The sequence below is a fragment of the Paenibacillus xylanivorans genome (assembly GCF_001280595.1).
In the GTDB taxonomy this organism is placed as follows: domain Bacteria; phylum Bacillota; class Bacilli; order Paenibacillales; family Paenibacillaceae; genus Paenibacillus; species Paenibacillus xylanivorans.
Genome location: NZ_LITU01000070.1, coordinates 559,515 through 572,712, shown reverse-complemented (window position 1 = coordinate 572,712; position 13,198 = coordinate 559,515). Strand labels below are relative to the sequence as shown.

The following is a 13,198-nucleotide window of genomic DNA, read 5'->3' as shown; positions in this document are numbered from 1 at the left end:
CTACAAGCCTGCTAGTTTTGCAGAAATAATGTTCCGTTCTCTTTTATCTCTGCACTGCAAGCCTTCATTAATAAAAAACGGTTAGCCTTGTGCTGCGTTGGCACCTGCCACAATTTCCGTAATCTCCTGCGTAATCGCCGCTTGACGGGCTCGGTTGTACGTCAATGACAAGTCGTTAATGAGTTTGGATGCATTTTTGGTTGCATTACCCATCGCAGTCATTTTCGCTCCCAGCTCACTCGCCTTACCGTTCAGAAGTGCACCATAGATCAGCGTTTCCGCATAACGAGGTAGCAAAACTTCCAGTACAGCTTCCGCTGAAGGCTCATATTCGTAGCTTGCCGTCGGTCCTTCTGCAGCAGTTACCTCAGGTGTTTCCATCGGAAGAAGGCGCTCTACCGTAGGAATCTGGGTCAACGCATTCACAAAGCGGTTATAACAAATGTACAATTCATCAAATTTAGCCAGCTCAAACCCATGAACAGCCTCGTGTGCAATGGATTTGATATCTGCAAATGATGGTGAATCGGATAGATCCGTTGTAACGGATGCCATCGCAATTTCGCGCCGTCTGAAATAATCGCGTCCTTTACGCCCAATGACGAACAATTCGTAGTCATCCTGAGAGTTGTGGCGCTCTTTGAGCGTCAGATTGACCTGACGCAAAACGTTGGCATTGTATCCGCCCGCAAGACCGCGGTCCGATGTAATAATCAGATATGCTGTCTTTTTAACCGGACGGCTCTCCAGCATCGGATGTTGGATTCCTTGCGTGCTTGAAGCAATACTAGCCACAACTTCTTTCAGTTTCTCCGAATAAGGACGGGCTGCCTCAGCTTTCTCCTGCGCTTTGCGCAGTTTTGCGGCAGCTACCATCTCCATTGCTTTGGTGATCTGCTTGGTGCTTTGTACGCTTTTAATTTGCCGCTTTATTTCGCGCATGCCTTTTGCCATGATTTCACCACCTCAAAACTTTGACAACGTCAAAGTTACTTCGTAAGCATTCACTAGTTTTGACAGAGTCAAAACTACATCGTAAGCATAATCTCACTTTGACAACGTCAAAGTGACTTCGTAAGCATATTGAAACTTTGACAGAATCAAAGTTTTGCATGCAGACATGCGGAATCGGTTAAACAACTCCGCAGCTGCATATCATCTATTTAGACGGAGACAGCAAAGCTCTTTCTGAACTTCTCGATAGCGCCCTTCAGCGCATTCTCATTGTCTGCAGTCAATTCTTTGGTATCACGGATGGATTGAAGAATCTCAGGATGGCTGCTCTCCATGAACGCGAGGAATTCGTGTTCAAAACGAGTCACATCACCTGTAGGGATTTCATCCAGGAATCCTTTAACCGCTGTGTACAAGCTGACTACCTGTTGTTCTACAGGCAGAGGCTGATTCACGCCCTGCTTCAGGATTTCCATCATACGAGCACCACGATTCAGGCGGGCCTGAGTCGCTTTGTCCAGATCGGAACCGAACTGGGAGAACGCTTGAAGCTCACGATATTGAGCGAGGTCGAGACGCAGGGAACCTGCAACCTTTTTCATCGCTTTGATCTGAGCAGAACCACCAACCCGGGATACGGAAATACCTACGTTGATCGCCGGACGTTGTCCAGCATTGAACAGGTCAGCTTCTAGGAAGATTTGTCCGTCCGTAATGGAGATTACGTTCGTCGGGATGTAAGCAGATACGTCGGAAGCTTGTGTTTCAATAAACGGCAGTGCGGTTAAAGAACCACCACCAAGTTCATCATTCAGCTTCGCAGCACGCTCCAGCAAACGGGAGTGCAGATAGAAAACGTCACCTGGGTATGCTTCACGGCCCGGAGGACGACGAAGCAGCAAGGAGAGCTCACGGTATGCGGAAGCTTGTTTGGTCAAGTCATCATAAATGACCAGAACGTGCTCACCTTTGTACATAAAGTACTCACCCATCGAACAGCCGGAATACGGCGCGATGTACAAGAGTGGTGATGGATCGGATGCTGCTGCAGTTACCACAATCGTGTACTCCATTGCGCCTTTACGACGAAGAGTTTCTACGACCTGTGCAACTGTAGATTGTTTTTGACCGATCGCAACATAGATACATTTCATGCCGCTGCCTTTTTGGTTCAGGATGGCATCGATCGCGATCGATGTTTTACCTGTTTGACGGTCACCGATGATCAACTCACGTTGTCCACGACCGATTGGAACCATGGCATCAATTGCTTTGATTCCTGTTTGCATCGGCTCATGAACCGATTTACGATCCATTACGCCTGGTGCTTTACCTTCAACCGGACGGAATTCCGTTGTTGCGATCGGCCCTTTGCCATCAACAGGAATACCGAGCGGATTAACAACGCGTCCAATCAATGCTTCGCCAACTGGCACTTGCATGATTTGACCGGTACGTTTTACTTGGTCGCCTTCACGAATATCATAGTAAGGTCCCAGGATAACGACACCGACATTGCTCTCTTCCACGTTCATGGCGAGTCCCATAACACCGCTTGGGAATTCAACCAACTCATTGGACATTACATTCTCAAGTCCGTATACACGAGCGATACCGTCACCGACTTCAATAACCGTCCCGACTTCGACTACATCGATATCGGTCTTGTATTGTTCGATTTGGCTCTTAATTAATGTACTGATTTCTTCTGGTTTGATACTCAAGTGTCCTCACCCCAATCTACTGTACTCGTCTGTTAAAAGACTGCTCAAGACGTTCGAGCTTGCCAGCCAAGCTGCCGTCATAGATCGTATCGCCAATGGCGACCTTCAATCCGCCCAGCAGAGTCGGATCAACAATATTCTCGATACGAATCTTTTTATTCACACGGCCACCGAATTCACGGGCTACCGCTTCTTTTTCTTCATCATTCAATGCATAAGTTGAGTAGACGCGCGCATCAGCTATGCCGAGCGACTCGCCTTGGATCTTCAGATAATCATTCAGCAAAGCTTCCAGCAATTCAACGCGTCCGCGCTCAATCAAGAGCAGGACGGTGCGAAGGACAGGCTCGGATACCTTGCCATCAAGGCTTGAGTGAAGCACATTCTGCTTCGCTTCATCAGAGATGTTCGGAGATACGATAAATTTTTCGATATCAGCATCCCCGGTCAATGCACTAACAACCACACGCAGTTCCTGTTCAACTTCAAGTACCTGCTGTTGCTGAAGAGCAACTTCGAACAATGCTTTCGCATAACGCTTGGCAACTATCGTATCGCGGCTCATTGTCGGCCTCCTACCTCATTGAGGTATTGGTTCACAAGTTCCTCTTGTGCAGGACCGTTCTCAACTTCTTTTTTGATCAATTTGGAAGCGATTTGCACGGAAGCAGTACCCAGTTCGCTGCGAAGCGCTGCAACTGCTTTGTTCTTCTCGCTCTCGATCTCACGTACAGCATCGTCTTTGAGACGATTAGCTTCCGCTTTCGCATCAGCCAGAATGGATTCGGCTTGTTTGCCGCCTGTTTGTTTGGACTGTTCAATGATGTCGTAAGCATCTTTGCGCGCTTGCTCCAAAGCTTGTTTTTGTTCCTCCACATAGGCAATGGCCTGTTCCCGAGTCTGAGCAGCCTCATTCATCTGCGTCATCACGAGTTCACGACGTTTTTCCATAATGGAGAACAAAGGACCGAAAGCATAACGGCTAAGCAGCCAATATAAAATTAAAAATGCAATCATCGCAAGAATCGTATTTTCCCATATGAAACTCAATCTGTTCACTCCTTCCTGGAGGTATCCTTGAAACGTCATCCGTTAGAACGGACATTACCTAAAAAGAAGGCGCGGATGGCTATGGCCTTCCCCGCCAAACCTGTATCGATTTAATTAAGCCATACCGTAGAACATGAACGCCAATACCACACCGATGATCGGCAATACCTCGATCAGACCTACACCGATAAACATTGTTGTTTGAAGAGTGGATTTTGCTTCCGGTTGACGGGCAATCCCTTCCACCGTTTTGCTGATTACCATACCGTTACCAATACCTGCGCCAAACGCGCCCAGTCCTGCAACAATTGCTGCTGCGATTAATGCCATTGCTCCCATTTGTATATCCTCCTTAAAATGTTAAATCGAATTTTTTATTGTTCAGCCTGGTGAAGAAATCTTCGTAGGGCTTGAAACTTAATGTTCGTCATGCGTCTCGATGCTTTGTGAAATGTACACCATCATCAAGATTACAAAAACAAATGCCTGGATTGCGCCGATAAAGATACTAAAGCCCTGCCAAGCCATAAGCAACGGAATTGCTGCAATGGCGCCAAACACTTTGAATGTGGTCAGCTTCAGGATCGTTGTAATCAGTACCTCGCCCGCAAAAATATTCGCGAACAAACGCATTCCGTGTGTTAGCAGCTTGGATGCCGTCTCGATCAGGTTGATCGGCAAGAACAAGGCGAACGGTTTAAGATAATGTTGGAGATAACCTCTTGTGTTACGGAACAATCCGAGTCCATGAGACACCAGGAATGCTACGAGTGCCAATCCCATCGTTACAGACAAGTCAGCTGTCGGTGATTTCCACCAAGCCAGCTCAACGTGTGGATGTGCTTCAGGGTCCTTGGCATGCGCTTCGTTAAAGGCATCAACAGCAGTGACAATCGGTTGATTGAACACCTGCGCCTGACTAACCTCCGTAACTTCAGTAACCGCCTGAAACGGAAGACCGAGCATGTTGCCTACAAAAATGAACATAATCATGGAAAGAGCGAGAGAGATAAAATGTTTCCCTTTCTTCATGTCCATCGTGCTGGAAATCAGATTGCGGACGAATTCTACTGCCCACTCCATAAAATTTTGCAGCTTGCCGGGATTTTCAACAGATAATCTCCGTGTTGCCAGTACAGCAAAAATAAAAACAAGTGCACCTGTAACAACCAGCATCAACAGAACCGATAGATCCAGTCGAAATCCGCCAAGCATAATAATTGGAGCTTCATGCATATTTTTCTCACCCCTTTCTCGACTTGAAAGCTGCAGCACCTAACATCATTCTGCTTTGCGGGAATAGACGATCCCTATAATCAGTAAGGAAAATTGTGCAATGACCAGACCGCCTGCAACCGCATATGTATTGAAGTACTGCGGAAAGCGCATCGATATGAAGATACCGAGCACTGCGAGTGCCGCTCTTGTCAAAAATCCCAGGTTCACACGCTTCAAGTTACCTTCTGCCGCATCATCCGACATTTTCCTTACTTTGTAGCCCAGGTAAAATGCATTGATCCAGCTAATTCCTGTACCCAGGGCCAGTCCCAAAGCAATTGTCTCCACACGTGGCATAAAGGCCGCTGCGAGAAAACAAATCATAAGAAAGTACATGATGAAAACAGTCATCATTCTGCGGTATCTGGTTAGTTCACTCATCACTTTCCCCCATGAATTTTTTCGCGATAAAGTAGATGCTTACGCCGCCTGCCGCCAAGAAAAAGAGAACGCTTACGGCGATCCATATTCCGTTACCTCCAATGGTCTTGTCCAACCAGGAGCCAGCGTAATATCCGGCAACAGCGAGAATGGCAATCTCGATTCCAAAAGCTGTAACGAGCCCCATTGCTTTCCACACATTATCATCATGGTTACGGGATGAATTTGGTTTGTTCGAATCGGCCATTTTCCACGCCACCCTTGCAATCCCAGTTAATTTTACTGAATGATGAGAGCCTTTGTCAATTGAATGATTTTAGCGTTTTAAAGGGGGAAACGACGGGATTACAGGCCATCAGAGCCCATAAACCCGCGTAAACCGTACAGTTTAACTGTATGCTGTACCCTTTATTAATCCATCAGAAAAAATGAATTATTTTTTGAATTTTCTGTGAAATGATTCCGGACGTTCACTATTCACACCAAAATGATGCAAAATCGCATTGACAATTCTTTCCGAAGCATGTCCATCACCATACGGATTGGCAGCTTGGCTCATGCTTGCATACAGTGTTTCGTCTGTAAGCAGAGCTCTGGTCCGCTCATATACACGTTCCTCTTCGGTACCCACCAACTCCAGTGTTCCAGCCTCGATTCCCTCCGGACGCTCCGTTGTATCCCGAAGGACGAGAACAGGCACACCAAACGAAGGCGCTTCTTCCTGCAAACCGCCTGAATCTGTCAGAATCAAGTGCGTATGCGGGTAAAAGTTATGCAAATCCACCACGTCTAGTGGATCAATAAGTTGAATACGGGGGTGATTCCCCAAAATCGCGTGAGCCGGCTCCTTCACAGCAGGACTTGGATGCACCGGGTACACGATGGCAATATCCTCAAACTCGTCGGCAATCCGTTTGACAGCCTGGAAAATGTTACGGTGAGGCTCGCCTTGGGATTCACGGCGGTGAGCTGTCATCAACACAAGACGCTTGCCCTGTGCCCAATCGAGTACCGGATGTGTGTAATCCTGCCGTACTGTATATTGAAACACATCTGTTACCGTGTTGCCTGTGACATACGTACTAGACTCCGGTTTATTTTCTTTGGCAAGGTTGGAAGACGACCAGTCCGTAGGCGCGAAATGCAAGTCAGCAAGCACTCCGGTTAACTGGCGGTTCATTTCTTCCGGGTATGGAGAGAGCTTATTCCACGTCCGGAGGCCCGCTTCCACATGCCCCACCTGAATCTGTTGCAGGAACGCAGCATAGCTGGCTACAAACGTTGTCAACGTATCACCGTGAACCAACACGATATCCGGCTTTGCTTCACGCAAAACCGGCTCCAGACCTCCCAGCACACGAATTGTAATTTCATTCAGCGTCTGGCGGTCTTTCATCACATCGAGATCGTAGTCCGGATGAATATCGAATACTTCAAGAACCTGATCCAGCATCTGACGATGCTGTGCAGTAACGCAAACGATCGATTCAATAGATTCGGGATGTTTCTGCAGTTCCAAAATAAGCGGAGCCATCTTAATGGCTTCCGGGCGCACCCCGAATATCGTCATGACTTTAATTTTCTTGGACATTGAAGCAAAGCCCCTTTTCTATTCAGCATGCAATATGCTTATTTAGTGCCGTACAGACGGTCTCCTGCATCTCCCAGTCCGGGAACGATATAGCCGTGATCATCCAGACGATCGTCCAGTGCTGCTACATAGATATCCACATCGGGATGTGCATCCTGTACAGCTTTTACCCCTTCCGGTGCTGCAACCAAATTCATCATCTTGATTTGGGTACAACCACGTTTTTTGAGCACGTCAATGGCTGCAATTGCCGAACCGCCAGTCGCGAGCATCGGATCAATCACAATCAATTGACGCTCTGTCACGTCTGTAGGCAGTTTGGTGTAGTATTCTACCGGTTGCAGTGTTTCCGGATCACGGAACAGACCAACATGTCCAACTTTTGCCGCTGGCAACAATTTCACAACGCCATCGAGCATTCCGAGTCCTGCACGCAGAATCGGCACCAGTCCGAGCATACGTCCGGAAATGACTTTGCCTTGTGTTTCAGCTACAGGGGTTTGTACATCAATAGTCTCCAGCTCAACATCTCTTGTAATCTCATAAGCCATCAACGTTGCTACTTCATCCACCAATTCTCGAAAATCTTTCGTATTCGTACGCATATCGCGTATAAACGTCAGTTTGTGTTGAATCAAAGGGTGATCACATATTACTAATTTTCCCATCTAATTTGTCCCTCCGGTATGTTCTTCATGTTCAGCATTACCAAATATGCCTAATCATCATTCATAGGCCCGATAAATCCTGTATATTATATCATCACCTACACCGAATTACACCATCAAAGGGCACCTAATCATTACAGAAAACCGAATCCTATAAAAATAGGACCGGAAAAATGAGTCTTCCGGTCCTGTTTGCTCGTGATGTTATGTCGTTGAGATGATCAAATGCATGTAAACACAGCGATGCTCCGCAAACAGAATGACCCTTCGATCGCTGTTATCCCCGGATTTTTTTGAACTCCCTTATTAAGGGGAAAATCCGGGGATAAAGGCGAACGCTACGCTTCTCCGTCTTCATTCTGTCTGCTCCGTCTGAGTGTTTACATTAAGAACACCTCAAATACAAACAGCACGTGCAATGTTTTTTAGTATTTAAGGTCAGTATAGAGCGGGAATTGATCCGTAAGCGCCGTTACTTCTGCACGGGCTTCGTCCAATTTCGCTGCATCTTTAGGATTTTTCAATGTTTTGGCAATGATCTTACCAATAGCTACCATAGCCTCTTCGTTCATACCACGGGAAGTCGCCGCAGGTGTACCGATCCGGATACCACTTGTTACAAACGGGCTGGTCGGGTCGAACGGAATTGCATTTTTGTTCACGGTAATACCGATGGAATCGAGTACATGCTCGGCTTCCTTACCTGTAATATTCACGCTGCGTGTGTCGATCAGCATCAAGTGGTTGTCTGTACCGCCGGATACGATGTTCAATCCTTCAGCAATCAGCGTTTCAGCAAGAACCTGTGCATTTTTCACCACATTTTGTGCATACGTTTTGAACGAAGGTTGCAGTGCTTCACCGAACGCTACGGCTTTGGAAGCAATCACGTGCATCAGAGGTCCACCTTGGGAACCTGGGAATACCGCTTTATCAATCGCTGCTGCCCATGCTTTGCGGCACATAATCATACCACCACGAGGTCCACGCAGCGTTTTGTGTGTAGTTGTTGTTACGAAATGCGCATGTGGAACCGGGCTTGGATGCAAGCCTGCAGCAACCAGTCCTGCGATGTGGGCCATATCCACCATAAACAAAGCACCCACATCATTGGCGATGGAAGCAAGCTTTTCAAAATCAATGATACGCGGATATGCACTCGCACCTGCAACGATCATGCGTGGGCGATGTTTAAATGCAGCTTTGCGCACTTCATCATAATCAATCAGGAACGTATCTTCTTGTACACCATAAGCCACGAAATTGTACAGCAAACCGGAAGCATTAACCGGGCTACCATGTGTGAGGTGTCCACCATGCGCAAGGTTCATGCCAAGTACTGTATCACCTGGTTTCAAAGCCGCAAGGTATACTGCCATGTTCGCTTGTGCACCGGAGTGAGGTTGAACATTCACATGTTCTGCTCCAAACAGTTCTTTGGCACGATCACGAGCGATATCTTCAACGATATCGACATGCTCACAACCACCGTAGTAACGTTTGCCTGGATATCCTTCAGCGTATTTGTTCGTAAGTACAGATCCCATTGCTTCGATTACCGCTTCGCTTACGATGTTCTCGGACGCGATCAGCTCGATGTTGTTCTGTTGACGTTTCAATTCAAGATTCATCGCTTCCAGTACTGCCGGGTCATTCTTGCGCAATTGTTCCATGATTAAATTCCTCCCAGTTTATAAGTGAATTGGTTGAATAAAAATTAGTCACAAAATGTCGAATCCGGTTGTTCTTCCATACGATACACTGCGCGTTCGCCGCCAACCAACTTGGGACGGGTTAATGCTGTAGTTACACGTGCATCACCGATGTAACGGAGTGCTGTTCGGAAAGGTACTGCCACATGCCGCAAGTGCATGCCAATCATCGTCTCGCCAATATCCAGTCCCGCATGGGCCTGCACATGTTCAGCCAGGCATGGATCGGTCAGCGAGCGATACGCTGCGGATGCCATGGAACCACCTGCTTTGGGCACAGGTACTGCACCAACTTCAGTCAATCCAAGACGTGTAAGCAGAGAACGCTCCATAACCAGTGCACGGTTCAGATGCTCACAGCATTGGAATACAACATCAAAACCGAACTCCTGCTGCACCTCGCGTATACCCGCAAGAAGCTGCTGCGCCACTTCAATCGCACCGCTTGTACCAATCCGTTGGCCTGCGACTTCACTTGTACTTGTACCGATCACAACGATCTGTCCAGGTCCAAGTTGTCCGGCAAGCGCCAGTTCACGCAGAATGGATGCGGTCTGTTCATGCAATCCGGGTTGTTCCGAATCTAACTCAATAGTCATCCTATCGCCTCCCGATAAAATCATGCCCGGCTTCCTCTTGGTGCCCTTCGTATTCTTGCATGGCATTTCAGGTACTATTATAGCGAATAATCAGATGAAAGACGAAAAAAAGAGCAGTCTGCGGGTAACGCAGAATTGCTCTTTTGCCCAGGCGACCGGCCGTTTGTTCCGGTGCTCCATTGTGGTTGTGCCCACTTCGTCGCCAGTTACACCGGATCCCTGTTTTCCCTTTCATCATAAAACAACCTGCGTTTAAAATCAACGCCTAATTTACATCCCATGTCCGTATTAATATGGAAATTCAATCGGTAGATGCGAATGTTTAAAAGAAACAAGATCAAGTCGTGCGCAACCGTATGAATCCAATAAGCATAAAAAACGAATCAAATTAATCCAACTTGTCCAAAAGTCTATCGAGCGCGGTCCGAATCTCTGCCGCAGCTATGTTGTAATCGTCGCGACTGCCGCCAAAAGGGTCCGAAATGTCAAAGCTCGGAATGCGCTGTCTAATCTCGATCGCCCGCTCACGTTCAGACGCCAAAATCTCCTGACCGAGCGCACGTTTCATCTCCAATGTCGCAAACAGGCTGTCCAGTTCCTGAACATCATTAAGGACTTGCACGTCATTTTCCACATACTCTTTCAATGTATACGTCTTGTGTACCGAGTCGGGAAAAACCTGCATGACATGTTGTTTATGACTGCGTGTCAACGTAAGAACCAGATCTGCCCAGCCAACCAGATTCGAGCTAAGGAGTGTCGAATGAGGTGGGCCCTCAACGTTGTGATCCCTTAATACGGCCTCTGCATGACGGGAAATAGGCATGCCCGTTGTTGCGGCTACACCTGCGGAACGAACGTCCACTTGAATGCCCCGCTCAGACGCCAGTTTACGTAAAAGTCCCTCCGCCATGGGGCTGCGGCAAGTATTCCCTGTACATACAAACAAAATATGTTTCATTGTGGTTAGCCTCCCCATTTTGCAAATGTTGTCGAATTATGTTTAAAACTCTATCCGATCTAATGAACCTCATACCTATATATTGAAGACTGCACTAGGCTGTAATCATGGTTAACGTTGTATTTTAAAATATAAACAAAAGTCCAAAAGCGAGCAAGATCGCTCCGCCGACCGCTTCCCCGTAATCTCCCATGTTCTGGCTCACACGCCGTCCCAACAGCAGCCCCATGACGGACATTAATCCACCGCATACGCCGAAAGCCAGCACCGTCAACACCAAATCACTGCTGAACATGCCAAGCGAGACTCCAACGGAGAACGAGTCCACACTGACACTCAGTGAGAACAGTATTACACCGAGCAGGGATCGATGATCCACCAGTTTGGTGTCTCCCTCACGGAAAGCGTTCAAAATCATATGGGCGCCGAGCAGGACAAGCAAACCGCCAGCTGCATACGACGTAATGTCACCAAGCAGGGAACTGACGTATTTGCCCGTATACATGCCAATGAGCGGCATGATGATGTGAAACAGGGCCGTTACGGTACTGATTCGCAATACGTCTCTCAGACGAATGCCCTTCATGCCAATCCCGATGCCAAGTGAGAACGCGTCGAGTCCGAGAGCGACGGCCATAATCAAAATGGTTACCAACTGCCCTACATGGGCAGACACATCCCACATCCCCATACCCCCAAGTCACGTAAAGGTTCTTGTACACCATATGCGGACAAGGACATAAACATGACCTGAGAAGACTTTTTGCATTCCTGGCATTCAGAAAAAGGAATTGCTGGTCGTGGCGTATAGAAGGGCTAAGAAAATAAATGCCTGACGAAGCCGTGGAAAAGAGTCTATCGGTTGCCGACCTGTATGAGTCGGTGACCTGCCGCTTTGAGCAGCCGGTTCATGACGGCTGCTCCCAGCCCTTCGCGCGAGCAGGCTTCAGCCACAATATATGTGGCGCCCTGCTCATCGCAGCTGCGCAGCGCGGCGTACAGCCGGCGCGCTGCTTCCTCCAGCTCGCTGGCTTCGCCTAGCGAGAACACGGCATCGGCGCGGTACTGCTCCGCGTGCTCGGCGAACGCCAGCACAGCGGTGCGCTCCCCGCGCTGCGCCGCCTCTGCGAGGGCGGCGCAGATCCAGGCCGCCACCGCTGCGGGCGGCCCCTCCACCACGCACAGCGCACCTGTGGGCGCGTAGTGCGTGTACTTCATGCCCGGCGAGCGCGGCGCCGGGCTGTCATCGCCACCGGGCCCCTCAGCGAGCAGCGCCGGGTCCGTGGCAACACGGGCGGCAACGGCGGACAACTGTTCCGCCGTAATGCCGCCAGGGCGCAGGATGGTGACGGTACCGTCGTCACCGACCTGCACCACCGTGGACTCGACGCCCACCCCGGTGGGGCCGCCGTCCACGATGCCGCCGATGCGGCCTGCCAGATCCTCGCGCACATGTGCTGCGAGTGTCGGGCTTGGCCGCCCGGAGCGGTTGGCGCTCGGCGCGGCGACCGGGCATTCCGCCGCCGCGATCAACTGCAAGGCCACCGGATGATCCGGCATCCGCACGGCCACCGTGTCCAAACCGGCGGTAACCCGCGGGGATACCGCCCCTCGCCTAACCGGCAGCACAAGCGTAAGCGGCCCTGGCCAGAAGGCCGTCATCAGCACCTCCGCTGTGCCATTCACTTCCGTGACCAGTGAATCCAACTGGTCACGCTGTGCAATATGCACAATCAGCGGATTGTCCGAAGGCCGCCCCTTGGCTGCAAATACAGCTTCCACCGCAGCTGTATTGCGAGCATCTGCACCCAGACCGTATACCGTCTCGGTCGGGAATGCCACGGTCTGCCCTTGACGAAGACAGGTTGCCGCATCCTGCAAGTCAGCGAGGGCCTGTTTATACGCAATCCCTTTTGCCACATCATCCGTGTTCTCATTGGTTACCAGTACATTGACATTCCACATACTCGTAACCATTTCCTCTGTACTTTCATCGTTCCCCATGCCTTTCATGGAAGACTGATGCAATTGCTCGTTCTCTCTCGTCATATATCCATCATTCCTAAACTTCAGTAGGGTAGTTGATGCAAGACATCCCGTTTCCGCAATGTCTTCTTCGCTTATGTTTTCTGATTCCTATAATTATAACATATCTGCTTTGCCCAAGGATGCGGTCAGATTCTCCCCAGCGATTAACATCACGAGGTCTTTGACCCGAACCCATAATAAAACAAAAGGGCACTTCCCTGAATCGAAGTCCCCTGATAAAGCTTATATCCA

The 13,198-nt window shown here is 49.0% G+C and carries 15 protein-coding genes and 1 riboswitch; all 15 genes read right to left on the bottom strand.

Features of this window, described 5'->3' with window-relative positions:
• Positions 1–81: 81 nt before the first annotated feature.
• Positions 82–954: an ATP synthase F1 subunit gamma gene (gene atpG / locus AMS66_RS22270; protein WP_053782847.1), complete on the bottom strand. Its 873-nt coding sequence runs from the start codon at positions 952–954 to the stop codon at positions 82–84.
• A gap of 209 nt (positions 955–1,163) precedes the next feature.
• The gene (atpA, locus tag AMS66_RS22265; RefSeq protein WP_024632718.1) at positions 1,164–2,678 is read right to left on the bottom strand and encodes a F0F1 ATP synthase subunit alpha; all 1,515 of its coding nucleotides are present in this window, start codon (positions 2,676–2,678) and stop codon (positions 1,164–1,166) included.
• A 16-nt stretch (positions 2,679–2,694) separates the two neighbouring features.
• Positions 2,695–3,243, bottom strand: a complete 549-nt coding sequence (locus tag AMS66_RS22260) for a F0F1 ATP synthase subunit delta (RefSeq protein WP_053782846.1) — start codon at positions 3,241–3,243, stop codon at positions 2,695–2,697.
• A complete protein-coding gene (atpF, locus tag AMS66_RS22255; protein WP_053782845.1) occupies positions 3,240–3,728 on the bottom strand; it encodes a F0F1 ATP synthase subunit B in 489 nt (162 codons plus the stop codon). Before atpF ends, AMS66_RS22260 begins: the two co-directional genes overlap by 4 nt.
• Positions 3,729–3,842: 114 nt before the next feature.
• Positions 3,843–4,067 (bottom strand): F0F1 ATP synthase subunit C, encoded by a 225-nt coding sequence (atpE, locus tag AMS66_RS22250; RefSeq protein WP_017691934.1) that lies wholly within the window; start codon positions 4,065–4,067, stop codon positions 3,843–3,845.
• A gap of 78 nt (positions 4,068–4,145) precedes the next feature.
• A complete protein-coding gene (gene atpB / locus AMS66_RS22245) occupies positions 4,146–4,964 on the bottom strand; it encodes a F0F1 ATP synthase subunit A (protein ID WP_053782844.1) in 819 nt (272 codons plus the stop codon).
• A 45-nt stretch (positions 4,965–5,009) separates the two neighbouring features.
• On the bottom strand, positions 5,010–5,387 hold the full coding sequence (locus AMS66_RS22240; RefSeq protein ID WP_053782843.1) for an ATP synthase subunit I: 378 nt from the start codon (positions 5,385–5,387) through the stop codon (positions 5,010–5,012).
• Positions 5,380–5,634: an AtpZ/AtpI family protein gene (locus AMS66_RS22235; protein WP_024632723.1), complete on the bottom strand. Its 255-nt coding sequence runs from the start codon at positions 5,632–5,634 to the stop codon at positions 5,380–5,382. The genes AMS66_RS22240 and AMS66_RS22235 overlap by 8 nt, the downstream gene beginning before the upstream one ends.
• Before the next feature lie 186 nt (positions 5,635–5,820).
• The gene (gene wecB / locus AMS66_RS22230) at positions 5,821–6,978 is read right to left on the bottom strand and encodes a non-hydrolyzing UDP-N-acetylglucosamine 2-epimerase (protein ID WP_024632724.1); all 1,158 of its coding nucleotides are present in this window, start codon (positions 6,976–6,978) and stop codon (positions 5,821–5,823) included.
• Positions 6,979–7,016: 38 nt separating this feature from the next.
• A complete protein-coding gene (gene upp / locus AMS66_RS22225) occupies positions 7,017–7,646 on the bottom strand; it encodes a uracil phosphoribosyltransferase (RefSeq protein WP_053782842.1) in 630 nt (209 codons plus the stop codon).
• A 425-nt stretch (positions 7,647–8,071) separates the two neighbouring features.
• The gene (locus AMS66_RS22220; RefSeq protein WP_181014147.1) at positions 8,072–9,319 is read right to left on the bottom strand and encodes a serine hydroxymethyltransferase; all 1,248 of its coding nucleotides are present in this window, start codon (positions 9,317–9,319) and stop codon (positions 8,072–8,074) included.
• A gap of 44 nt (positions 9,320–9,363) precedes the next feature.
• Entirely contained in the window at positions 9,364–9,957 is a 594-nt protein-coding gene (locus AMS66_RS22215; protein ID WP_053782840.1) for a TIGR01440 family protein, read from the bottom strand.
• Positions 9,958–10,095: 138 nt separating this feature from the next.
• A riboswitch (ZMP/ZTP riboswitch) is annotated at positions 10,096–10,177 on the bottom strand.
• Between the two features lie 168 nt (positions 10,178–10,345).
• On the bottom strand, positions 10,346–10,918 hold the full coding sequence (locus AMS66_RS22210) for a low molecular weight protein arginine phosphatase (RefSeq protein ID WP_053782839.1): 573 nt from the start codon (positions 10,916–10,918) through the stop codon (positions 10,346–10,348).
• Between the two features lie 124 nt (positions 10,919–11,042).
• Positions 11,043–11,603: a manganese efflux pump MntP gene (locus AMS66_RS22205; RefSeq protein WP_053782838.1), complete on the bottom strand. Its 561-nt coding sequence runs from the start codon at positions 11,601–11,603 to the stop codon at positions 11,043–11,045.
• A gap of 170 nt (positions 11,604–11,773) precedes the next feature.
• Positions 11,774–12,922, bottom strand: coding sequence for an L-threonylcarbamoyladenylate synthase (locus tag AMS66_RS22200; protein WP_407944567.1), 1,149 nt, complete (start codon positions 12,920–12,922; stop codon positions 11,774–11,776).
• Positions 12,923–13,198 lie beyond the last annotated feature (276 nt).